Origin of the sequence: Musicola paradisiaca NCPPB 2511, assembly GCF_000400505.1 — a bacterium.
Taxonomy (GTDB): Bacteria; Pseudomonadota; Gammaproteobacteria; order Enterobacterales; family Enterobacteriaceae; genus Musicola; species Musicola paradisiaca.
Window position 1 is genome coordinate 390,656 of the sequence record NZ_CM001857.1, and the last position, 22,341, is coordinate 412,996.

Sequence of the window (22,341 nt, forward strand, 5' to 3'; positions counted from 1 at the left end):
TTTTATTCCTGCAGTGCGTGATGTACTTCAACGTTATAGCTGGACAGATTCAGCTTTCGGTCTTCGATCAGCATGTGCTGGGTGATAACTTCATAAACGACGTAATGGAACAGCTCGATGAGCCCTATCTGCTGCTGTTCGTAGCGTTGCACCATCTCTTCCGCCCGCCACAACAGATGGTTGTGGATTTTGGCGTGTTGATCGGCGTCGGGATGGTGGGCGTCCCAGAGAAACTGTTCTTCGTGTTGCATGTGATCGCTGAGTTCATCGATCAGCTCGCGTAATTGCACCATAAACGCTGTCTGCGAACCGTTTAGGACGATCACCTGCAGCAGTTGATTAGCCCTGTTGAACAGTTGGCGGTGTTCCTGGTCGATGGCTTGGTTGCCTATGTTGTAGGCGTCGTTCCATATGAGTCTGACCAGGTTGCTGTCCGGCAGAGAGACATCATGGCCCTGAGATACCAACGTTTCCGTCTCGGTTCGGTTTCTTCCCGCGGCCTTGGCCCGGTACAATGCAGCATCGGCGCGGCCAAGCCAGCTTTCCCAATGGTCGGTGGATTGGCAAACGGAAACACCGATACTGGTCGTGATCTTGACCCCGCCGGGAAAGGTTTGAGCCTCCAACGCGGCCCGGATACGTTCGGCGGTTTGCACTGCGCCGGTAAAGCCGGTGGCGGGCAGGATGGCGACGAATTCTTCTCCTCCCCAGCGTCCGAAGACGTCAGTCGTGCGTAGCAAGGCGAGCGCGGTATCGGAAAACCCTTTTAATACTTTATCTCCCACACTGTGTCCGAATTTGTCGTTCACCTCCTTGAAGTGATCGAGGTCGAACATCAGAAGCGATACCGGATACCCGTAGCGTTCCAGCCGCTCCATTTCCTGTCTGGCGATTTCCTGAATACGAATGCGGTTCCAACAGCCGGTTAGGCTGTCCTGCCGCGCCATCAGGTTGTTGAGGTGCTCGGCGCGATCTTTGGCCATCATGATCATACCGTTGGCGATAAACAGCAGCGTCATAAAGCTGGTCATATAGGTGACGGTTTGAGCTGTCGAGCTGGACAGTACGGAAAACGGGGTGGCGCCGGTATATATCAACAGGATAATCCGCACGATAAAAGCCATGACGTTTATCGTCAGTCCCAGCACCATCAAGTTGCGTCCGCGCGTTGGCAGGCTTTGATCCTGGGTCATCAGATAAGTGACGACGAGAATAGCTTGCGATAGGCAGATTAGCGAACTGGCCAGGGTTCGCGCGTACTGGTTGTCGAGCATGATGGAAAAGAACCCGGCGGTAAAAATCACCGGCAACCAGAGAATGACCGGGCGAATATGGCGTTGTTGAAACTGGGTAATGGCCAACAGCAGCGTCGAGTAGGTGGTGGCGATCAGAATATTGGCGGCCACGATAGAAATCACATCTGGGATCGTGCCACGTAAGGCGTACAGGCTATAGGCGGTTGCGTGACAGACCAGAGCCCGGGTACAGATGATCAGCGCGCGATCCTTTATGCCATGAGCCGACCAGCGCATACAGATAGCGAGTGCACTGCTGCAAACGATGATCATCATGAACATAGTTGGAACATCGGCGTGCATGCAATCACCTCAACATGACAGGAAAAATTGCCGTCATTACTTACGCATTATCAAAATAGTGGATGGCGTATTCATCATGATATCTCTGTGAAATATGTCGGCTGGAAATATTGCCAGAGATAAGCATTGCTGTGGATATACCATTCTGTATACGGGGGGCTCATGGAATTTGTCAATATGATAATGGATTGTCGCAACGATAGAGTATTCCTTAATAGTGACAGGATTTTATCGCTGTCTATTTCGTGAAACCGTGGCGTCATGGGTTTTCATTTGTCACCATTTCGACAGACATGTCGGCGTCGTTGGTTGGCGTAAGGGAAAGACAAGGCAGGGAAATATGGGAAATTCATTGCGAGGTCATCTCGAGAATGAATGATATGACCGCCGGCGGCGGTCATGATGAGAAATAAGCCCGAGAAGGATGACATGGTTGGCTTAACGTACCGTTGAATAATATGAATAACATCGGCGTCATTGCTGCGCTTTCCGCACAGCGAATCCATTGCAAATAAGCAATGTTATCTTCACTGTGCTCGGCGGGGGCAAACTGGCTGGCGTAGCGTTTTATCCAATATTCAACGATGGCGCCTGACTCAACGATGATTTCTCCGTTGTCTTCCAGCTCGGGCGATTTTCCCAACGGAGGGGTCGCTTTCAATGTATCAGGCGCCAGTGGATTGTCTTGATTCCTTTGGTAGATGATCAATTCATAAGGAATATGTGCCGCTTCCAGTAACCAAAGAACGCATATTGAGCGAGACTCGTTCAAATGACGTAGCCTCAGGCATCATCGTGATGCCCTTTCACTGAAGTTGTTTTAACAATGCTTCAGCGACACCTTCTGAACTGGCCGGGTTCTGGCCGGTAATCAATTTACCGTCTTCAACGATATAAGGCGTCCAGTCTGAGCCTTTGGTATACAGCCCACCCAGCTGCTGGAATTCATCTTCGATCAGAAAGGGGACGATAGCGCTGAGTTCAACCGCAGCTTCTTCGCTATTCGTAAATCCGGTGACATGGCGCCCTTTGATCAACGGATCGCCGTTGGCTGCTTTTACATGACGCAGTACGCCAGGTGCATGGCAGACGAAGCCAATGGGTTTGCCGGCGCGCTCGAAGGCTTCGATCAGTGCGATGGAGTCTGCGGATTCCGCCAGATCCCACAGCGGGCCGTGGCCACCGGGATAGAACACCGCATCAAAATCATCCATGTTTACGGTATCCAGCTTCACTGTGGTGGCCAACGCATGCTGTGACGCGGCATCGGCTTTGAAACGATGGGTCGACGCGGTCTGAAAATCGGGTAAATCGCTTTTCGGATCCAACGGCGGTTGTCCACCAGCCGGCGAGGCCAATACGACATTCATCCCGGCGTCTTTGAAGGTGTAATAAGGTGCCGCGAACTCTTCAAGCCAAAACCCCGTTTTCTTGCCGGTATGACCTAATTGATCGTGAGAAGTTAAAACCATCAATACGTTCATTATGTTAATTCCTTGATTGCAATGAATGTCTTACCTGTTTAGGTGATTACCCTTTCAGGGCAGTGTCGAGTCGGGCCAGCTTATCGGCATAAGGCGCGCGCAGCCGTAAATTGGACGCGCCGTCTTCGCGTTGTACAACAACGGCTTTTGCATGGGTAAAACGCCGGAAACCGTGGATGCCATGATAGGCCCCCATGCCGGAAGCGCCAGGAGATGACCGCGCGTTACTCTTCCAACGCCTTGGCGAGCTGTTGTAACCAGGCATCCACGTTGCTGGACGGCACTGTCAGCGTGCGTTTGACGGTGGTTGCCGTCGGGTAGCCGCCCACATCGTCCTGACTGTCGACGAAGGCGCCGGTGCGTTTCTGGAAGTTGCTCACAATTCGCTGATCCACGCTGTCGCGATCGTTCGGACGTGCGCCGGCTTTCTGCGTGACCTGGCTTGCGACGGAGCTGGCGCTGATGGCGGTCAGACCGGTCGGCCAGACCGGCGCGGCTTTCAACTGGGTGATGTCGGTGCCGGAGGTCTGCGATACGGCTTTACCCGCAGCGTTATAGGCGAGATTGTCATTCATCCACACGTTGCCGCCGGTGGTGTTGCTGCCGACCAGCGCCAGCCCGGAGGGGGTATTCGCGCCGTAGTACATCACGTTTCCGGCGATCGCCACTTTCGGGTTTTCCGGCAGCGTCTTGCCTTCCCACTCGCTCTGAATCGCGCCGACGCGAATTGCCCAGACGCCGGGGTTATAAATCAGGTTGTTGACAACAACGCCGGTGCTGCCGCCCTTGAACCAAGGGTTACGCTCATTGTTATGTGCATACAGGTTGCCGATGATGGCGGCGTTGGTAACGTTATCGTGCACCAGGGTTCCCATGGAATGGATCCCTTTGGAGTGGCTGGCGTTATAAAGCCCCTCGGCGATGATGTTGTTGGAGAAGGTGACGTTGTGCGCGGTACCTGACTGGCCATCATAGCGCGGCCCGGAGACGGACAGGTTTTCATCCGTTCCCCAGGCGAAGCTGCAATGGTCGACGACGACGTTGTAGGCGTTCGGGCCGTACAGGGAAACATCTTTTTCAAAGCCGCTCTTTTTGGCGTGCCCGGCGTCGCCGATGCGAAAGCGGATGTGCTGCATCAGCACGTCATGTGTGGAGATGACCATACCGCCTTTAATGAGCGAGATGCCGGGTGACGGCGCGGTTTGTCCGGCGATGGTGACGTATGGCTCGCTGAGTTTCAGGTCGGCTTCGTTAAGGTCGATCACGCCGCCTACCTCAAAGACGATAATGCGAGGCCCTTTGGTGGCGAGCGCTTCTCGCAGGGAGCCGGAACCGCTGGCCGCCAGCGTGGTGACGCGGATGATTTTTCCGCCGCTGCCGGCAACGGTATCGGTGCCGAATCCTTTGAGGTCGGGCGCCGCGGTGCTGGCAGCCTGTGCACTCAGTACGCTGGCGCCGCACAGTACGGCAAACAGAAGATTGCGTTTCATGGTGGTGTGTTTCCTGGGGGGAGAGTCGGATATCACGGTGCAGGTCTATCAGACCTGCACCGGTATTTCAGCCATTCCATGGCATGGATGGGGCGCCGGATCGCGAATAATCCGCTGCCCCGTCGGCTGATGGGATCAGTTACACGATGAACTGGTCAACTCGGCCAGGTTTTTGCTCACGCCGGCATAGTTGGCCAGTTTGTTCTTCACGCACTGGGCGCTAACCGGGCTGTAGCTGTAAGACACCGTCGGGTAGGTACCGGTAGACGTCCAGCTGTCAGCGTTGACGTATGCCTTGGTGTCGGCGGTCCAGGTGATGCCGTAAGTGGTGAAATCAGCTGGTTTGGTGATGTTGTTGTTCTTCAATACCCAGGTACCGAAGTTGCTGCCGTCGTAGCGCGATGTGACCGGGTTGACTGCATCCTGGAACCAGTTGCTTTCGATCAGCGCCTTGCCGCTCTGGCGAACGTTCAGACCGGAGCTGGTGACGTTGGTGTACAGGTTGTTGTAGGCGTGAACATTGCCGCCGCGCTGCAACGGCAGACGAGCGTTCACATCGTTATAGACGTTGTGGTGATAGGTGATATTACGCTCGGCGGTATCGGAAGAGCTAAAGCCCGACAGCCCAACCTTTTTCACGCCGTGGATGTAGTTGTAGGAGACGGTCACGTAGGTGGCGCCTTTTTTGATATCCACTGCGGATTCAAAGGTGGTATCGCCGTCTTTGCTGCCGTCGCATTCGTGGTTGGCGGCGAACAGTTCGTTGTGGTCGATCCATACGTTTGGCGAATTATCGATACGAACCATATCGCCGTCGCTGGCGCCGCCCGGCAAGTAACCGATGCGCATGTTGCGAACGATGACATCGGAAGAGTTAACGATCCAGATACCGAAGTTAGCGGAAGACCCGTTGGCGCCGATGATGGTGATGCCTTTGGTGAAGTCTTTGACTTCCACGCCGCGTGCATCCTTGGCGGATTGGGCGCAAATGTTGGCGGCGGCGGCGTTGATCAGCGAATCTTCATTGCCGGTATAGGTGATGATCAGCGGGTAAGCGCCGTTCTTGACCTTCTTGCCGCTGGAGTCGTAGCGGGCGGCGGCAATGATATCCACGATATCCTGCATGGATGTGGCGGTTTTGCTGACGGCGCCGGAGATGTTGCCGCCGGCAGTGGTGGCGTAGCCCCCCGTGCTGGCAGCCAGGGCGGGCAAGCTCAGCGCCAGCAGCAGACCTGCAGCGATAGGTGTGATAAGTGCTTTCATGCGTCGTGTTCCTGTTTAAGAAAAGTGATGAGTGGGCATGTTCTGTTCCTGATGCCCGGTTGGGGAGCGCATAAAAAAAGGGGTAAATAGAACCCGTATATGCAGCATGACCCTGACTCAGTGTTAGCGGAAAAGAGGAATATTTCAATTGATGAAACACGGGTTCATTATTAAGGGAATGGTGTTTTTTTCAGAGTTTTGACGGCAGTCACTTTCAGTGGTCTGAGTTCATATTCGCTAATTATCAATCATCAATATTAATTGATAACTAATTATTTATCGTTCAATACGTTTAATAACAAAAACGTGGGAAGAGCGAGGTGCAGGGCGACGTCTTTGGCGCCATGAGGCGCTACACCCCGGGTGTTTGCATAGAGAAGAGAGGCCTTCTGGGCCTCTCTGTGTATTTTCCTGTCGATGAGCGACAAGGGGCCGCAGCCCGTTTGTCGCGGAGTGTCAGTTACAGGCCGAGCTGGTCAGCACCGCCAAATTTTTGCTGACCCCGGCATAGCTAGCCAGTTTGTTCTTCACGCATTGGGCGCTGACCGGGCTATAGCTGTAAGAGACGGTCGGAAAGGTGCCGGTAGACGTCCAGGTATCGGCGTTGACATAAGCCTTGGTGTCGGATGTCCAGGTTATGCCGTAGGTGGTGAAGTCGCTCGCGCTGGTGATGTTGTTATTGCGTAGCTCCCAGGTACCGAAATTTTTGCCGTCGTAGCGGGAAGTCACCGGATTGACTGCATTCTCGAACCAGTTACTTTCGATCAGCGCCAGGCCATTTTGTCGAACGTTCAGGCCGGAGCTGGTCACACCGGTGTACAGGTTGTTGTAGGCATGCACCAGGCCGCCGCGTTGCAGCGGCAAACGGGCGTTCACATCGCTGTAGAGATTATGGTGATAGGTGACGTTACGACCGGTATCGCTGGAGCTGGAACCATCCAGACCAACCTTCTTGACGCCGTGGATGTAGTTGTAGGAAACGGTGACGTACTCTGAGTCGCCTTTGATGTCCACTGCGGCTTCGAATGTGGTATCGCCGTCCGGCGTGCCGTCACACTCATGATTGGCGGCAAATAGCTCATTATGGTCGATCCATACGTTCGGGGAATCGTCCACACGAATCATGTCGCCGTCGCTGGCGCCGCCCGGCGGGTACCCGATGCGCATATTCCGTACCACCACGTCGGAGGATTTTTTAATCCAGATACCGAAGTTGGCGGAAGAACCGTTGGCGCCGATGATAGTGATGCCTTTGGTGAACTCTTTGATTTCCACGCCGCGCGCATCCTTGCTCCACTGGCTGCAGATGTCGGCGGCGGCGGCGTTGATCAGCGAATCTTCATTGCCGGTATAGGTGATAATCAGCGGATAGGCGCCGTTTTTGACCTTCTTGCCGCTGTCGTTGTAACGGGCGGCGGCAATGATATCCACGATATCCTGCATCGATGTGGCGGTCTTGCTGACGGCACCGGTGATGTCACCGCCGGCGGTGGTGGCATAGCCGCCGGTGTCGGTGCTGGCGGCGAGCGTCGGCAGGCCGACGGCCAACAGCAGGCCCGTAGCGATCGGGGTCACTAATGATTTCATGGGAAGTGTTCCTGTTTGCAAATGAGTAAAACGTATCGGGCATATTCATTCCTGTTGCCCAGATTAATGGTCGCACCGGCAAAAATAGATAAATAAGGACAATGTATTCGGCGCAACCCGTTGTCAGTTTTGGCGTAAAAAATGAACAATTCAAGAGTTGAAATGCAATTTCATTCTTTAAATTGGTGTGATTTACAAGAGATTTGATCACTGTCACGAACCCATGACGAATGAACATCCAGTTATTTTACAAATGAAATTGTTAAGTTTGTTTTACTATTTCTGTGCGGTTGTTCCTGTTTTTTTGGGATAACGCGCGCCCGCCTCACGCATTTCACCGTATTTCCACGTTTAACCGCCGCGCCTGCGGTCAGTTCGTTTTGTACGCTGCCGCTAACACCTTGAAGATAGGCGGGAAAAGAAAATGAAACTGGATAAAACACTCATGATCCCTCCTGAAGGGATCCCGGATGCGCAACGGCAAGACATCCTGCGGGCCTATATGGCCAACATGCATGAACGACGGAGCCACTTCGTCGGCTTTCAGACTAATCAGTCCGGCAGTTTTCAGGAGGATCTGCGCCCGTTGCTGCAAATGAATTTGCTGAATCTGGGTGATAACACGGAGCCTGGCGCCTATCAGGTGAACAGTAAAGCCTTCGAACTGGCGGTTCTGGACTACTATGCCCGCCTGTGGAACATGCCGTTGAGTGCCTGGGGATACCTGACCGCGATGGGGTCCACCGAAGGCAACCTGTTTGCGTTATGGAATGCGCGTGAATATCTCTGCGGCGCGGCGACGGCGCCCACGACGCCGGTGGTGCTCTATTCTGATCGCGGCCATTACTCGCTGGCCAAAGCCGCACAACTCTTACAGTTGCCGACCCCCGCCGATATCGGGCCGACGTTGGGACGCTGCCCGGTGAACGACGGCGTGTGGTCGCCCACGGTCGGGTGCGACGCCGCCGGGCGCGTCAAGGTAGACGAACTGATGCGACTGACGACGTTTTTTTATCGCCACGGGCGGCCGGTGATCCTCTGCCTGACCTGCGGTACCACGTTTAGCGGCGCCTGCGATGACTGGCCGCAAATTACGGAACACCTGCGTCGGTTGTTGCCGCCGAATACGGAACAACAGCGGCACTACTGGTTACATATCGACGGCGCGCTGTCCGCGAATTATTTGTCGTTTTGGCCGGAACCGGATGGCCGACATCTGGCGGTGCACGGCAAAGCGTCAGCGTTGCACTCCGTCTGTTGTAGCCCCTACAAATGGCTGGGCATGTCGTGGCCGTGCGGGGTGGTCATGTTATCGGAAGCGTTTCAGGTAACGGCGCGCGCGCGACCGGACTACATCGGCAGCCGGGACGCCACCTTGTCCGGCTCCCGCCCCGGGTTGACCGCCGTCGTGCTGTGGGAAATGTTGTCCCGTCTGGGTGAGCAGGGGCAACAGGCGTTAATCCGCCACTGTTTCGCGGTGAGGGAATATGCCCACAGCCAACTACAGCAGCTGTTTGCCCGGCTGGATCCTATGGGCGTGCGTCTCTGTCTGTATCCCCTGGTCTGCGGTTCACTGATGGTGCAGTTTACGGCGCCGTCGCCGGCGGTTATCGACTACTTCTCGCTGTCGACCGAACAGCGGATGTGGCGGGGACAGCCGACGCAGGTGTGCCACCTGGTGCTATTGCCCCATTGTCGTCGTGCTCTGATTGATGAGCTGGTACGCAGGCTGGAACAACCCGGGGCATTTACATCCGTTGGGGGGCAGTGATATGCGTATCTTATGGTTATGTATGGTGTTTTTTATTTCTCTGCCGGCATGGTCACTGCCGCAGAATAGCCAGTCTGACGCGCGGCCGACGAGCGTGGAAGTCAGTATATTTATCAACAAAATTTATAGCGTGAACACGCTGGAGCAGACCTACAAGGTGGACGGCTACATGGTGGCCCAGTGGACGGACGCGCCGCGCAAGACGCCGAACAATAAGCCGCTCATCATTGAAAACAACCAAATCGATCCTTTCATCGCCAAAGGGCAATGGGTTCCCGCGCTGGAATTCATCAATGTGGTGGGCAGCCCGGATACCAGCAACAAACGGTTGGTGCTGTATCCGGACGGACGGGTGATCTACAACGCCCGCTTTCTGGGCACCTTCAGCAATGACATGGATTTCCGACGTTTTCCGTTCGATCGTCAGCAGTTCGTGCTGGAGCTGGAACCCTTTTCCTACAGCAACCAGCATCTGCGTTTCAGCAAGGTAACGGTCTATAACGAGAATGTCGGGAATCAGGATATCGATGAATGGTGGATGACCGGGACGCCCGTCACTCGTATCAGTAATGTCCATTACGATCATCTGGACGCGGGCGAAAACGAATACTCGCGGGTAACGGTACAGATTGATGCGCGTCGCAACCCGTCTTATTACCTGTGGAGTTTCATTTTGCCGCTGGGGTTGATTATCGCCGCGTCCTGGAGCGTTTTCTGGCTGGAGTCCTTTTCCGAACAACTGCAAACCGCCTTTACGTTGATGCTGACGGTGGTGGCCTATGCCTTCTACACCAGCAATATTCTGCCGCGTCTGCCTTACACCACCATTATCGATCAGATGATCATCACCGGTTACGGCAGCATCTTCGCCTCGATCCTGCTGATTATTTTCGCCTATCACCACCAAATGGAGGGGACTCCCGATCGGGTCTTGATACGCCGCTGCCGGGTCATATTTCCGGTCGCGGTGGTGCTGTTCTGCGGGTTGCTGATTGTCAGAGGGATGGGGCTATGAGGCACTCATCATGGCAATCCGTGTTGCTGGAAGCGCTGTTCGCCAGCCTGATTTTTGTCGGCCTGCTCGGTTTTTCCACGTACATGGTGTACCACAAATCGATCAATGCGCTGGAACAGGAGATAAAAATCGGGTTGCTGTCCAACGTGCGTTCGGCGGCGTCGACCCTCTCGGGCGATCTCCATCAGCGCATTACCGGGCAGACATCGCCGGATGATCCGGTCTATCAGCAACTGGCCGCGGAGATGGAACGGATGCGCGAGGCGTCTCAGGATGTTCGTTATATCTATACCACCGTGCTGGATGGCGATACGGTGCGTTTTGTGGTCAATCCCAGCCCGCAGAATGACAACGACGGCGATGGTCTGCCGGATCCTGCGCCGGCGTTGATGCAGGTGTATGACAATGCGCCGCCGGAACTGGTGACGGCGTTGCGTGAACATCAGACTGGCGTGTCGGTGGAACCGTACCGCGATCAGTGGGGGACTTTTATCAGCGCGTATGCGCCGTTTTACGATCGACAAGGGCGGTTTAGCGGCATTCTAGCGATGGATCTCGAGTTGTCGAGCTTCTATCAGCGGCTGGAGGCCATCAACCGTGTCTTCAGCAAGGCTAACGTCACCATCGCCTTTCTCGGCCTGATGGTCGGTTTGATGGTGTGTTGGCTGCGCCGCAGCAGTCAGCAGGTGAGGCAACAGCTGGCCAGCCGCGAACAGGATTATCAGTCGCTGCAACAGGCGACCGAGCCTTTGCAACTGCGACGGGTGTATGACTGGCCGCTGCCGCTGCTGTTTCTGCGCGGCGGCGCTTACCCCAGGCTGATGGAGGCGCTGCCATCGGATGACGCCTCGCCAGGCGGCGCCACGCGGGACGTGCGGCAGGCAAGCTTGCGCGACTGGTGGTTGTCACAGACATTGTCGCTGCGCCCCTGCGCGGCGTCTGAACTGGTCGTGAACCTGAATGACGCCACTGAAGCCTGTTTTGCGCCGGAACATCTGCATGCGTTCTGGCAGCGCAGTTTTTTACTGTGGCGCCAGCTGGCCCGACAGCCGCTGACGATTGTGGTTGGCGTGAAAGACGAAGACCTGATGCATTGGGTGCTGGATATCCGTCTGACGTTAACCTGCGAGCCGGAAGCCTTATCGGATGACGATCGCGACTGGTGGAATCGTTTTCTGCGTTGGCAGGGCGAGGCGGCGGCGGAGCAGGTCGTCATTCGGGAAGTGGCGCGTGGTCAACTGTGCCTTGACTGGCGGGTGCCGAAATTTGAGGAGGCGCTATGATACAACGTTTCCTGCCCGCGCTACTGATATTCCAGACCTTTGTACTGCAACTGGTCTCCGGCATTAATTACGTCACCATTCCCGTGCTCATGAACCAGCAAGGCAACAGTAATTTGTGGATTGGCATCGCCATGGCGTGCGAGATCGTCGGCGTTCTGCTGTTCCACCAGCGGTTGAGTCTGATGATCAGCAAAGTCGGGCTGGTGTGGGTCACGCTGCTGCTGGTGTTATTACGAGCCGCGCTGTGTGCCAGCATGATGTGGCAGCAATTTTTTCTGGGGTGGCTGGTCGCCATTCTGGGATATGGCCTGTGTACCGGGATGCAACTGATTTTGTTGCAGACCTGGCTTAACCGGTTGCCGTTGCGCCGACGAGGGATGGTGATGGGGATGTTTTCCGCCGCGCTGTCGTTGGGGGTGGCGCTGGGGCCGGTGTTGCTGCAAATGTTGTCGATGACGCTGGCGGAACGATTCTGGCTGACGGCGCTGCTGAGCCTGGGAGAGTTGACGCTGGTGTGGGTGGCGTTTGTCAGCCCGCAGTCCGGTGGGATGGCGGCGGTACGCTTTCGGTTCGTGCACCGTCACGCTCGCGCCATTTTGGTCTCTGCGCTGGTGGGCGGCGTCAGTTTTTACGGGTTGCCCAATTTCCTGACGTTATACGGGATGAGTGATGGGCTCACGGAGGAGCGCGCCTCGTTGCTGATGACCATGTTCATGTTAGGCAGCGTGACGCTCGGCATGCTGGTGAGCTTGTTGTCGGATTGGGTTAACCGACAGTGGATCGTGGTTTCCTGCATTTTCTGCGCGGTGGTGTGCGCGGTATTCCTGACGCTGGCGGTGTATTCCGACTATGGCGTTACGCTCGGGCTGCTTTACGTCTGGGGCGGCTGCATGGGCGGCGTTTACAGCATCGGGTTATCGTTGATTGGCGACAGGTTCCACCCACAGCAGCAGATGTCCGCCAATATGAGTTACACCATGATGGATTCGCTGGGCGGTATCGTCGGCTTGATCGGCATAGGGTTGATGATGGATGTCATGGGAACCGAGGGCATGACCATGGTGCTGGTGGTGGTGGGCTGTACGTTCCTGTGTTACCTGGTCTGGGAACTGACCGAGATGAGGACACCTTTTCAGTAACCGGCTGCGGCGGTATTTCTGTCATGATGAGGCCAGGTTTGCCGGGCTTATGGTTTTTCCCTGTCTTTTGCCGACATTTACCCAAGAATGGCGCTTGGTTTCTTCTGCACACTGGCATGGCAAACATAACGAGGAGGACATCATGGCTCTTGATATTACTCAGGAAAAACTGCAACAACTCATGCCTAACGCCAGCGCGGAGGATATTGCGTTGTTTCAGCCGGCACTGCAACAGGAGTGTCTTGAGGCGGGCATCAATACGTCGTTGCGCTTCGCGCATTTTATTGCCCAGATTGCGCATGAAAGCGCCGAATTGCGCGCCCGTTCGGAAAACCTGAATTACAGTGCCAAAGGGTTGCGGGCGGTATTCGGACGCTACTTCACCACCGATCAGATGGCGGAGCAGTATGCCCGCAAGCCGGAGGCGATCGCCAATGTTGTGTACGCTAATCGGCTGGGAAACGGCGCGACTGAATCCGGCGACGGTTGGGCGTTCCGGGGCCGCGGTCTAATCCAACTGACCGGGCGGGATAACTACCGCACATGCGGCGAGGCGATTGGCCACAAGCTGACCGACGATCCGGACGTGATCGGTCAGAAACCAGAGATTTCTGTGGCGGTAGCCATCTGGTTCTGGAACCGGAACCAACTCAATGTGTTGGCGGATCAGGATGATTTGAATGCGATTACGCGCCGTATCAACGGCGGCCTGAATGGTTTGGAGGATCGGAAAGCGTATCTGGAAAAAGCCAAACGTCTGTTTTAATACCTATCCAGGTTATTCCGGCGAGGGGAGGCCTCGCGAAGAGGCGTTTTCTCGCGGCAGGTCGTCATCCTGCGGCGTCGAGCCGTGCGGTATGGCGGCCGTCCCTGGGTCTGTGGATGAAATAAATAATGACTGGCAGAGCAACTGCCGGAAGTACGGAAATCATATTGTTGTTTTTAATGAACACCAGGACTGATCGCGTTATCACTGATGCTGAAAGCGTATTGAGTAATAATGGCGTAAATATAAGGATGTAGTCTTGCGATAGTTCCTTCCCCTTCGGTTTGTCGCAAATCGTATGGATAGTCATTGCTTCATTGTGGATGATGCAGCGAATGCCCTTTCTGTTTATTCAATTGTGGTAAAAATATTGCCATTCTTTCAGCGTAATTATTAATAAATTACCTCTCATTATGCGTGATAGTTCGGTTTAGCATGAATTTCCCTAGGGGAGGGAATGCCATAACCTAAAAAAGGAAGGTGTCATGAAAACAGCAGGCAATATTTTAAAAAAAGTAAGATTAATGTTTTTAGAACTGGGCAGGTAAATCGATGGGAAATCCCGGTCGCCACAGCATTGCCGGAATTTATTTCTTTATCCGCCTCTCTGCGTAATCAGATACAGAAGATCGCCGCATTGAAGAAAAGTATTATTCTTTATGGCGAGCCCGGCACGGAATTATCGGATGTCGCCGCCTATATTTTTATGCAGACGCAAGAACCGCAAGCCGGGTATATTGAATTTCATCATGCAACCTACCAGCCAGCCATGTTGGATGACGTTATTCGAAAATTAAATCGGCAACAAAATTTCACGCTTTTTTTCCAGAATTTCGATGAGTTCTCCGCCGATCAACAGCAGGATATTATGAACCGGCTGAAGATGCTGCGTTTTATCGGCCGCACGCCGCTGCATTTCGCCCGGTTGATTTTCGGTTTACGCCATACGCTGGCGCAGAGCCAACAAAGCGGCCGGCTGAGCGTGATGTTGGGCAGACATCTTGATTATCACCAGGTGTATATCTCGCCATTGCGCGAGCGGCCGCAGGATGTCGTCGAACTGTTGCACATCGCCTGTCGGGAATTCCGTCAGTCCGGCAGCCAGCAGATCCACCCGGACGTGTTGCAGCAGCTCCAGCATTACGACTGGCCGGGGAATGCCCAGCAACTGCGACGCAGTATCGCCCGTCTGCTGATGTTGAGCGACAATCGGGAAATCGGGCTCAATCAGGCGCACGGCATTCTGCCGGAGATTATCCGCTTGCCTGCCGTGTCCGCCTCGGCGTCTCTGGCTGTGACGGATCCGGTACTGTGCGACACGCTACTCAAGTGTGATGAGCAGGCGTTGCGGCAGTTTCATCCCTCCGTCAGCAAGGCGTTGCTGTTTCTGGGGGAAAATTTCCAGCGGGAACTGACATTGTCGGCGCTGGCGGAAAAAGCCCATATCAGCCCGTCGCATCTTTCCTATCTGTTGAAGCACAGCCTGAAGTTGTCTTTTAAACAGATCCTGAATCAGATACGTATTTTCTATGCCTGCCAGCAACTGAAATGTCGTCCGTTAAGCCGGATTACTAATCTGTATCTGGATTGCGGTTACGGCGATCTGAGCCATTTTGAAAAGATGTTTAAACGTTATACCGGCCTCACACCGGTAGAATTTAGAAAAACCCTCAAGCCGGTTATTGTAAGGGAGGATACTTAATTATGTCGGCGATGGTTCCAGCAGCAACAGATATTCTTACTCCGGTAATGCCACTTTCCTGTCAGGATCGTCTTTTTCAGCAGGCGTGTGATTATATGCTTAAACATTTGTGCGAAAAAATATCGCTCGATAATGTATGTCAGGCTGTCGGTACCAATAGAAATAAACTTTCGGCGTTATTTCGTGCTCGTTGTGGTTATGGCGTGGCCCGCTGGTTACGAGAGCAACGATTAAAAAAAGCAGCGGAGTTGTTATATCTCACTGATATGTCAGTTTGTCTTGTTGCCGTTGAATTGGGGTTTTCAGATGCGGCGAATTTCTGCCATTCATTTAAATTAAAATATGGGATTTCCCCACGAGAATATAGGCAGTCATGTATTTTTCATGCGAACAAATAATGATGAAACAACAATTATTCTACACGAAAGCACAATATTTATTATTAATGGAAATATAGACTGAATATGTTCACGCAGAATCTTCGGAGTCTGAATGAGCATTCCAATTCATCTACTATATATGGAGTAAAGTCATGGCTGATTCTAGTGTTCAGGACAGCGCCACTGCGCAATTGGGTAATATTCCGTTTGGTACTCTGATCGGCGGCCCGTTGAATGCAGCGGTAGAAGCACAGGCCAACGCAGCGAAAAGCAGTGTGGATTTTATCCGCCAGGTGGCGATTGGCGAGGATGGGCAGATTCGTTCCGTGGTGTTCAAGTATGAAAAAGAAGGCCAGAACGCAACACTGTCCGTCCCCGTGTTAACCATCGTGCCGATCCCGTATCTGCGCATCGATTATCTGGATATCGCCTTCAAGGCCAACATCTCCGCCTCCACCACCACCAGCGACAAGAGCTCTTCCAGCTCGCAGTTGGATGTGAAGGCGAATGCTTCCTGGTCTGGCTGGGGGGCGAAAGTCAATTTTTCTGCCGCCTATTCCAGCAAGAAGGACTCCAGCAGCGCGCGTGATTCCAAATACAACGTGGAATACACCATGGATATCAACCTGCATGCGGTTCAGGACGACATGCCGGCAGGGATGAACAAGGTGCTGAATATTCTGCAGGAGTGCATTACCAGCAAACCCGCCAGCGCCACCACGACAACGGCCAGCGCGTAATCCGTCGCCAGGCGGAACCTCAAACGAGGTTCCGCCTATTGATCTATCACGAGGAGCATCATGGCACAGCTAGACCAATTTTTAGGCACGGTATTGACCGACCTGACCCAAGCGCGCGTGACATCCGATATCTGTTCCCGCGACACCAGCCGCTTCTATCAGCAGGATCCGGTGCTGCGCAGCTATTCCGTCCCCCGGGTGGCGCTGGATTCGTTCGAGTTTGAACTGCAGTTCGCCATCACCGGGGTCAAGGTACGGAAAAACGATTACGACGACAAACTTAAACTGGAACGCATGTACGCCTGCGGTGGTTTGCAACTGGCGGAGAAAATGTGCCAGCACAGCGATCAATACCTCACCAACCGCGACGGCATCGACACCATGCAGCCCGCAGTGCGCACGTTGCTGATGCGTCTGCGCAATAGTTCCGAGCGCAGCAAATTGAGCCAATCGCTGATTCAACTGCTTAACGAAGCGCAGCTGGTGGACGAGGAAGGGCATTTTCAGTCCGATAAGGCGGCGCCGCTGCTGGTTGACCGTTTCGTGCAGATAGCGACCCAGGATCTGGAGCTGTCGGAAAGCCTGCGACTGGTGATGCCGGAGCTGCGCAACGAACTGAAGCAGGTGACGGATCGCGAGCTGGATGAGCTGGAAAACTCGGTGCGTTTTCTGATGGAGTGCAGCGAAGATTTCAATCTGGAAGTAGAAGTTTGTGCTGATCGTTTACGTGAGCGTCCGGTGAATACGTTGTCGACATTGAAGTTAAAAGGCGGTTTCAAAAACTATGTCTGGACGCAGAGTCATCAGCAGGATGGCACCCTGGTGCAGAAACTGGTGCATGAATAAGGAGTGGATGTATGTCAAAACAAGACTCCATCGAGTTCTACGAACTGATTGGCGCCCCGCTGCTTGGGTTTGTTCAGGCAGAACATCAGGCGGCGCAAGCGACGCTGGAAATGGTGGAACAGCTCGGTTTCGAGCACACCAGCGAGGGAAAACGGCTGCGAACCACCGCCTTTTTTACGGAGAAGTGTGGTGCGGACGGCAGGATTGAACGCACGGAGCACCAGATTCCCATTCTGTCGCTGATGCCGATCCCGATGATGCAGACCAAGCATGCCGATCTTGAGTTCGGTATAAAAATCAATGATTTTGAGTTGTCTGCCACCTCTCCCGGCCTGGCCTCGACCGAGGAAGAAAACGGCTTTATGGCGCCCCGGCGTTTGCAGATGAAAGCCTCGCTGGGGCGTATGGACGCGGGAGACGGCGGACAGCACCGCGGCGCCCAGATGGATATGCGCATCAAGCTGACAATCCAGCCGGGGGATTTTCCTAACGGTATCAGCCGGTTGTTACGGCTGATGGATGAGGCGGGCTATAGCCGCCCGTTGCCGGAAGGGGAGAATAAAGCATGAGTCGGAAACAATTTATCGACGCGGGCTCCATCGCCTGCCCAGGGTGTCAGCACCCGATCGCGGTACATTGGCAATTGCTGCAACAGGGCGTCAACCCGCGCTGCGCGCATTGCGGGCTGACGCTGGAACTCGATCGAGCCAGTTCCGCCGACGCGCTGGATGCGGCGGAGCAGTTGAATACTCGCCTCGACGATGCAGAGCGGCGGCGTCTGGCTGCGATGCCTCCCGGGAGGCGCTGATGTTCCGCGCGGATTTCTATGGGTTGAAGGGCATGCCGCCCTCGGTGTTGAACCGGCAGACCCTGGTGGAACAGCGACTGCAACAATGCTGGAAGGTGATTCGTCCGGCGTTGAAAGTGCGGCTTGAACAGGCGTTTTTTGAGCATCCTGAACAGTATGACGGTAGCTGGTGGTGGCAGGGTTACGGTTGCAACGACCACTGGGGGCGCTGGTATCAACAGACACTGAGTCTCTGGGTGCTCTGGCGGTCGCTGTGCCACGGCGGCAAACGCCAGCCGCGCTGGCCAGCGGATATCCTCGTCGACCTGCCGGAACTGGAACAGGAAGCGGGAGATCTCTGGTTTCAGTGGGCTTGTCAGTTTGCCGGTTCCCCGGTATACCCCGATGCACAGCAAGTTGTCGCGGCGTTGCAGCAGTGGTTGCGGCGCTTCGAGCTGCTCCGGCAGGTGGAGCTGGACGTTTCATTGCAGCCCTCGCTGGCGGATGGCGACCGGCTGGGGCTGGATACCATGCAGCGGCACTGGCCTATGTTGTGTCAGGCCGCCGCACAGCATTGCTGGTTGCCGTTGCGGGTATTTCCCGACGGCAAGCCCTGGCAAAGCCTGGCATTGTTGCTGGTCGCGCAATCGGACGCACTGCGATTGGAATGTCATGACCCGATGCAGCAACGGACAGTATGGCTGTATCAGGAGCAGCAACGATTCTGGTTGACGTCGGACAGGGGACCATTGAGGGTGCACAGTTTCTATCCGCTGGCGGCTGCGCGTCCGGCCCTGAAGCCTTCATTCTGGCTACGCTGCCGTCACCGTCTGCATCTGCGTTGAGCCGCACTCGACGACGGATAGGATTTTCTACGCCTGACGGCTGAGAATTCATGGATGATGGCACCGTTATTTTGGCGGTAAAACACCCGGTTTTCGCCAATCCAGCCGAAGAATACCGCGGCAGTATATGACCACCTGAGCGAATTTGACTTCAGGTATAATTCAATCTATTCAGGAGGTTATATGACTATGCCATCTCTCGAAATGCCCAAGGTTCTGGCGTTTGTCGCCGGCGTTGGTTCATCCAATCGTACTACTGCCGGTGCGCAGCAGGTGCGGGTTAGTTTCCCCCAGCCGCTGGCCGCTGGCGTGACGCCGGTGGTGGCGGTGACGCCGTTGCAGGGCTCCGAGTATGCGCCGGGCAGTATTCCGGACACCTTCGCGCTGACGATCACTGGCATCAACAATACGGGATTTACCGTCAATATCTGGCGCGTGGATAACGGCGGCAAAGGCTGGGGGCAGAATCTGCGCCTGTCTTGCCTGATCAGCGCCTGAAGTCGTGAGGCAAACATAGCGATAAGTTGAATGATGACGGGGAGAGCTTTGTAGCGATATTCCCGGTACCGGGCCACCGCCATGGTGCTGCCCGGTCGATCCCGCCAGGCTATTCTATTGCCCAGGGTGACGCCCTAAATCTTCACGCACGGCGTGTACGCCTCGGTTTACTCGCTGCACTCATTCGTTCCGTTGGCGCGAACATGACCCTGTCCGTTGAACAGGCGTTGTATGTTGTCTTCGCACCGTTCTCGTCCAAACTGATGCAGGCAAATGACGTTTATGGCGCAACGGAGGGTTCCGGTAAGGTGAAATCCGCCCCGTCTGGTCGACACGTTTCCGCCACCCCCGCTATACTCCTATCCCGTGACGGGCATCGTACGGTAACGGGAGTTACCGCATTGATTTACATAAATAATATCCACAGGTTAATACGATGAGCCTTTTGATTATCGATAACTACGACTCCTTTACCTATAACCTCTACCAATATTTTTGCGAGCTGGGCGCGCAGGTAACGGTTATGCGTAATGACGAATTGACGCTGGCGGATATTGAGCGTTTGGCGCCGCAGCGGCTGGTGATCTCGCCCGGCCCTTGTACGCCGGACGACGCCGGGATTTCGCTGGCTGCCATCCGTCACTTTGCCGGCAAACTGCCGATTCTGGGGGTATGCCTTGGTCATCAGGCGTTAGGGCAAGCGTTTGGCGCTCAGGTGATCCGGGCCCGGCAGGTAATGCACGGCAAAACATCGGCGATTCGTCATTCCGGACAAGGGGTGTTTCTCGGGCTGGAAAATCCGTTGACGGTGACTCGCTATCACTCGCTGATTCTGGCATCTGAAACGTTGCCGGCCTGTTTTGACGTGACCGCCTGGACGGAACGGGATGGGCGACCGGATGAAATCATGGGTATTCGCCACCGAGCGTTGCCGTTGGAAGGTGTACAGTTTCATCCGGAGAGTATTCTTAGCCGACAGGGGCATCAGTTGTTGAAAAATTTCATGAATTTATAAACGGATAGTGAATAGCGTCGACGGGCGAGCGGATTTATCGATTGCGCTCGTGTGATTTTTTATGCATATTTATTGACTATATTTTCATGTTGGACAATGGGATATCATCACGGGGCAGCAGATGGCGACAGAAAAATCAGCAGTAACGCGGGAAACATACGACAAGGTCATTCTTCCGATTTATGCGCCCGCGCAGTTCGTGCCGGTGAAGGGTAAAGGGAGCCGTGTCTGGGATCAGCAGGGCAAAGAATACATCGATTTTTCCGGCGGTATTGCCGTTACCGCGCTGGGACATTGTCATCCGGCGCTGGTTGAGGCGTTGAAAACGCAGGGCGAAACCCTGTGGCACACCAGCAACGTGTTTACCAACGAGCCGGCTTTGCGTCTGGCTTCCAAGCTGATTGCCGCCACGTTCGCCGACCGGGTGTTTTTTGCCAACTCGGGGGCGGAAGCCAATGAAGCGGCGTTCAAACTGGCTCGTCATTACGCCATCGAGCGCCATAGTCCGTATAAAACCAAGATCATCGCTTTCTATCAGGCGTTTCATGGCCGGACGCTGTTCACGGTTTCAGTAGGCGGGCAGGCCAAGTACGCCGACGGCTTCGGGCCGAAACCGGCGGATATCATCCATGTGCCTTTCAATGATCTGGCGGCGGTGAAGGCGGTGATGGACGATCATACCTGTGCCGTGGTGTTGGAACCGATCCAGGGCGAGGGCGGTATTACGCCGGCGACGCCGGAATTCCTCACCGGTGTGCGTGAATTGTGCGACCAGTACAACGCGCTGCTGGTGTTCGACGAAGTGCAGTGCGGCATGGGCCGCAGCGGCAAGCTGTTCTCCTACATGCATTACGGCGTGAGGCCGGATATCCTGACCACCGCCAAGGCGTTGGGCGGCGGTTTCCCCATCAGCGCTTGCCTGACCACCGAGGAAGTGGCGTCCGTCATGAGCGTCGGTTTGCACGGCACCACCTACGGCGGCAACCCGCTGGCCTGCGCGGTGGCGGAAGCGGCGCTGGATGTGATCAATACGCCGGAAGTGCTGTCTGGGGTGGAAGCTCGTCATGAACGTTTTGCGGCGGCGTTGCACCGTATCAATGAGCGGTTTGGCATTTTTGATGAAGTCCGCGGTATGGGGCTGTTGATTGGCGCACAACTCAAGAAAGCGTGGCATGGTCGTGCGCGCGATTTCCTGTCGGCGTCGGCCGAACTGGGGTTAATGATTCTGGTCGCCGGGCCGGATGTGATTCGCTTTGTGCCGTCGCTGGTGATTGAACTGGACGATATCGATCAAGGCATGGCGCTGTTCGAACAGGCGGTCGCGAAGGTTGTGGAGCAATAAGTTCGTCTGTTGCTGAAAATAAAAGAGCGTGCCGCAGCACGCTCTTTTTGATCCGGCGTCGCAATGACTCAGCGTGTACCGTACACCACAATGGTTTTGCCGTGCGCGGAAATCAGATTCTGGTCTTCCAGCATCTTCAGAATACGGCCGACGGTTTCACGAGAACATCCGACGATCTGACCGATTTCCTGACGGGTAATCTTGATCTGCATGCCGTCAGGATGCGTCATGGCATCGGGTTGCTTGGCCAGGTTTAACAGTGTTTGGGCGATGCGGCCCGTTACATCAAGAAACGCCAGATTTCCCACTTTCTGGGACGTGACTTGTAGACGGCGCGCCATCTGTGAAGACAGACGCATAAGAATATCGGGGTTGACCTGAATCAGCTGGCGGAATTTCTTGTAGGAAATTTCGGCGACTTCACAGGCGGTTTTGGCCCGAACCCAGGCGCTACGTTCCTGACCTTCTTCAAACAGGCCGAGTTCACCAATGAAATCTCCCTGGTTGAGATAGGACAGGATCATTTCCTTACCTTCTTCATCCTTGATCAGCACGGCGACCGAGCCTTTCACGATGTAGTAAAGCGTCTCTGCTTTTTCACCCTGGTGAATAAGCGTGCTCTTCGATGGGTATTTGTGAATATGGCAATGAGAAAGGAACCATTCGAGAGTCGGGTCTGTTTGCGGTTTGCCGAGAACCATTCGCTGTTATCCTCTGTTGTAATTCACTGCGCAAATCACAGGGCTCAGAGTTCCCTGTACGGCGTGATAACATAGTTATATTTAAATTC

At 54.7% G+C, this 22,341-nt stretch carries 22 protein-coding genes and 1 pseudogene; 15 read left to right on the forward strand and 8 right to left on the reverse strand.

The features are described 5' to 3' along the window. Positions 1-2 precede the first annotated feature (2 nt). From DPA2511_RS01775 to DPA2511_RS01800, 7 genes and pseudogenes are all read right to left on the reverse strand, one after another. Positions 3-1,598 (reverse strand): diguanylate cyclase, encoded by a 1,596-nt coding sequence (locus tag DPA2511_RS01775; protein WP_012763985.1) that lies wholly within the window; start codon positions 1,596-1,598, stop codon positions 3-5. A 397-nt stretch (positions 1,599-1,995) separates the two neighbouring features. After that, entirely contained in the window at positions 1,996-2,370 is a 375-nt protein-coding gene (locus DPA2511_RS22530; RefSeq protein ID WP_012763986.1) for a glutathione S-transferase N-terminal domain-containing protein, read from the reverse strand. Between the two features lie 34 nt (positions 2,371-2,404). Next, positions 2,405-3,082, reverse strand: a complete 678-nt coding sequence (locus DPA2511_RS01780; RefSeq protein WP_012763987.1) for a type 1 glutamine amidotransferase domain-containing protein — start codon at positions 3,080-3,082, stop codon at positions 2,405-2,407. Positions 3,083-3,128: 46 nt separating this feature from the next. Continuing rightward, positions 3,129-3,290: pseudogene (locus tag DPA2511_RS22535) on the reverse strand (coniferyl aldehyde dehydrogenase); the annotation flags it as partial. A 16-nt stretch (positions 3,291-3,306) separates the two neighbouring features. Then, a complete protein-coding gene (locus DPA2511_RS01790) occupies positions 3,307-4,572 on the reverse strand; it encodes a pectate lyase family protein (protein ID WP_012763988.1) in 1,266 nt (421 codons plus the stop codon). Between the two features lie 135 nt (positions 4,573-4,707). After that, positions 4,708-5,835 carry a polysaccharide lyase gene (locus tag DPA2511_RS01795; protein WP_012763989.1) on the reverse strand — a complete coding sequence of 376 codons (1,128 nt, stop codon included), beginning with the start codon at positions 5,833-5,835 and terminating at the stop codon, positions 4,708-4,710. Between the two features lie 456 nt (positions 5,836-6,291). Further along, positions 6,292-7,422: a polysaccharide lyase gene (locus DPA2511_RS01800; RefSeq protein WP_012763990.1), complete on the reverse strand. Its 1,131-nt coding sequence runs from the start codon at positions 7,420-7,422 to the stop codon at positions 6,292-6,294. Positions 7,423-7,846: 424 nt separating this feature from the next. On the opposite strand from DPA2511_RS01800, the gene DPA2511_RS01805 reads away from it, so the two are divergent. From DPA2511_RS01805 to argD, 15 genes are all read left to right on the forward strand, one after another. Then, entirely contained in the window at positions 7,847-9,193 is a 1,347-nt protein-coding gene (locus tag DPA2511_RS01805; RefSeq protein WP_012763991.1) for a pyridoxal-dependent decarboxylase, read from the forward strand. Between the two features lies 1 nt (position 9,194). Continuing rightward, positions 9,195-10,208: a ligand-gated ion channel gene (locus DPA2511_RS01810; protein WP_012763992.1), complete on the forward strand. Its 1,014-nt coding sequence runs from the start codon at positions 9,195-9,197 to the stop codon at positions 10,206-10,208. Beyond that, on the forward strand, positions 10,205-11,491 hold the full coding sequence (locus DPA2511_RS01815) for a PDC sensor domain-containing protein (protein WP_012763993.1): 1,287 nt from the start codon (positions 10,205-10,207) through the stop codon (positions 11,489-11,491). The genes DPA2511_RS01810 and DPA2511_RS01815 overlap by 4 nt, the downstream gene beginning before the upstream one ends. Beyond that, entirely contained in the window at positions 11,488-12,630 is a 1,143-nt protein-coding gene (locus tag DPA2511_RS01820; protein WP_012763994.1) for an MFS transporter, read from the forward strand. The genes DPA2511_RS01815 and DPA2511_RS01820 overlap by 4 nt, the downstream gene beginning before the upstream one ends. 142 nt (positions 12,631-12,772) lie before the next feature. Then, positions 12,773-13,396, forward strand: a complete 624-nt coding sequence (locus DPA2511_RS01825) for a glycoside hydrolase family 19 protein (RefSeq protein WP_012763995.1) — start codon at positions 12,773-12,775, stop codon at positions 13,394-13,396. 577 nt (positions 13,397-13,973) lie between these two features. Further along, complete coding sequence (locus DPA2511_RS20895) at positions 13,974-15,098, forward strand: AraC family transcriptional regulator (protein WP_023638108.1); 1,125 nt, start codon at positions 13,974-13,976, stop codon at positions 15,096-15,098. A 2-nt stretch (positions 15,099-15,100) separates the two neighbouring features. Next, positions 15,101-15,496 (forward strand): helix-turn-helix domain-containing protein, encoded by a 396-nt coding sequence (locus tag DPA2511_RS22540; protein WP_012763997.1) that lies wholly within the window; start codon positions 15,101-15,103, stop codon positions 15,494-15,496. 134 nt (positions 15,497-15,630) lie between these two features. Further along, the gene (locus DPA2511_RS01840; protein WP_012763998.1) at positions 15,631-16,218 is read left to right on the forward strand and encodes a DUF2589 domain-containing protein; all 588 of its coding nucleotides are present in this window, start codon (positions 15,631-15,633) and stop codon (positions 16,216-16,218) included. Between the two features lie 60 nt (positions 16,219-16,278). After that, positions 16,279-17,064 (forward strand): hypothetical protein, encoded by a 786-nt coding sequence (locus DPA2511_RS01845; RefSeq protein WP_012763999.1) that lies wholly within the window; start codon positions 16,279-16,281, stop codon positions 17,062-17,064. Between the two features lie 11 nt (positions 17,065-17,075). Then, complete coding sequence (locus DPA2511_RS01850; protein WP_012764000.1) at positions 17,076-17,633, forward strand: DUF2589 domain-containing protein; 558 nt, start codon at positions 17,076-17,078, stop codon at positions 17,631-17,633. Then, positions 17,630-17,872: a hypothetical protein gene (locus tag DPA2511_RS01855; protein ID WP_012764001.1), complete on the forward strand. Its 243-nt coding sequence runs from the start codon at positions 17,630-17,632 to the stop codon at positions 17,870-17,872. The genes DPA2511_RS01850 and DPA2511_RS01855 overlap by 4 nt, the downstream gene beginning before the upstream one ends. Beyond that, entirely contained in the window at positions 17,872-18,696 is an 825-nt protein-coding gene (locus DPA2511_RS01860) for a hypothetical protein (RefSeq protein WP_012764002.1), read from the forward strand. Before DPA2511_RS01855 ends, DPA2511_RS01860 begins: the two co-directional genes overlap by 1 nt. 183 nt (positions 18,697-18,879) lie before the next feature. Next, on the forward strand, positions 18,880-19,194 hold the full coding sequence (locus DPA2511_RS22315; RefSeq protein WP_012764003.1) for a hypothetical protein: 315 nt from the start codon (positions 18,880-18,882) through the stop codon (positions 19,192-19,194). Positions 19,195-19,630: 436 nt separating this feature from the next. Continuing rightward, positions 19,631-20,209, forward strand: a complete 579-nt coding sequence (locus DPA2511_RS01875; RefSeq protein WP_012764004.1) for an aminodeoxychorismate synthase component II — start codon at positions 19,631-19,633, stop codon at positions 20,207-20,209. A gap of 121 nt (positions 20,210-20,330) precedes the next feature. Beyond that, entirely contained in the window at positions 20,331-21,551 is a 1,221-nt protein-coding gene (gene argD / locus DPA2511_RS01880) for a bifunctional acetylornithine/succinyldiaminopimelate transaminase (protein ID WP_012764005.1), read from the forward strand. Positions 21,552-21,619: 68 nt separating this feature from the next. Here the strand turns inward: argD and crp are convergent, their stop codons facing one another. Continuing rightward, a complete protein-coding gene (gene crp, locus DPA2511_RS01885; RefSeq protein WP_012764006.1) occupies positions 21,620-22,252 on the reverse strand; it encodes a cAMP-activated global transcriptional regulator CRP in 633 nt (210 codons plus the stop codon). Positions 22,253-22,341: the final 89 nt, after the last annotated feature.

Excerpts from the sequence above, each read along its gene's own strand:
- DPA2511_RS01775 (WP_012763985.1), bottom strand. The coding sequence starts at position 1,598 with ATGCACGCCGATGTTCCAACTATGTTCATGATGATCATCGTTTGCAGC.
- DPA2511_RS01780 (WP_012763987.1), bottom strand. The coding sequence starts at position 3,082 with ATGAACGTATTGATGGTTTTAACTTCTCACGATCAATTAGGTCATACC.
- DPA2511_RS01790 (WP_012763988.1), bottom strand. The coding sequence starts at position 4,572 with ATGAAACGCAATCTTCTGTTTGCCGTACTGTGCGGCGCCAGCGTACTG.
- DPA2511_RS01795 (WP_012763989.1), bottom strand. The coding sequence starts at position 5,835 with ATGAAAGCACTTATCACACCTATCGCTGCAGGTCTGCTGCTGGCGCTG.
- DPA2511_RS01800 (WP_012763990.1), bottom strand. The coding sequence starts at position 7,422 with ATGAAATCATTAGTGACCCCGATCGCTACGGGCCTGCTGTTGGCCGTC.
- DPA2511_RS01805 (WP_012763991.1), top strand. The coding sequence starts at position 7,847 with ATGAAACTGGATAAAACACTCATGATCCCTCCTGAAGGGATCCCGGAT.
- DPA2511_RS01810 (WP_012763992.1), top strand. The coding sequence starts at position 9,195 with ATGCGTATCTTATGGTTATGTATGGTGTTTTTTATTTCTCTGCCGGCA.
- DPA2511_RS01815 (WP_012763993.1), top strand. The coding sequence starts at position 10,205 with ATGAGGCACTCATCATGGCAATCCGTGTTGCTGGAAGCGCTGTTCGCC.
- DPA2511_RS01820 (WP_012763994.1), top strand. The coding sequence starts at position 11,488 with ATGATACAACGTTTCCTGCCCGCGCTACTGATATTCCAGACCTTTGTA.
- DPA2511_RS01825 (WP_012763995.1), top strand. The coding sequence starts at position 12,773 with ATGGCTCTTGATATTACTCAGGAAAAACTGCAACAACTCATGCCTAAC.
- DPA2511_RS22540 (WP_012763997.1), top strand. The coding sequence starts at position 15,101 with ATGTCGGCGATGGTTCCAGCAGCAACAGATATTCTTACTCCGGTAATG.
- DPA2511_RS01840 (WP_012763998.1), top strand. The coding sequence starts at position 15,631 with ATGGCTGATTCTAGTGTTCAGGACAGCGCCACTGCGCAATTGGGTAAT.
- DPA2511_RS01845 (WP_012763999.1), top strand. The coding sequence starts at position 16,279 with ATGGCACAGCTAGACCAATTTTTAGGCACGGTATTGACCGACCTGACC.
- DPA2511_RS01850 (WP_012764000.1), top strand. The coding sequence starts at position 17,076 with ATGTCAAAACAAGACTCCATCGAGTTCTACGAACTGATTGGCGCCCCG.
- DPA2511_RS01855 (WP_012764001.1), top strand. The coding sequence starts at position 17,630 with ATGAGTCGGAAACAATTTATCGACGCGGGCTCCATCGCCTGCCCAGGG.
- DPA2511_RS01860 (WP_012764002.1), top strand. The coding sequence starts at position 17,872 with ATGTTCCGCGCGGATTTCTATGGGTTGAAGGGCATGCCGCCCTCGGTG.
- DPA2511_RS22315 (WP_012764003.1), top strand. The coding sequence starts at position 18,880 with ATGACTATGCCATCTCTCGAAATGCCCAAGGTTCTGGCGTTTGTCGCC.
- DPA2511_RS01875 (WP_012764004.1), top strand. The coding sequence starts at position 19,631 with ATGAGCCTTTTGATTATCGATAACTACGACTCCTTTACCTATAACCTC.
- argD (WP_012764005.1), top strand. The coding sequence starts at position 20,331 with ATGGCGACAGAAAAATCAGCAGTAACGCGGGAAACATACGACAAGGTC.
- crp (WP_012764006.1), bottom strand. The coding sequence starts at position 22,252 with ATGGTTCTCGGCAAACCGCAAACAGACCCGACTCTCGAATGGTTCCTT.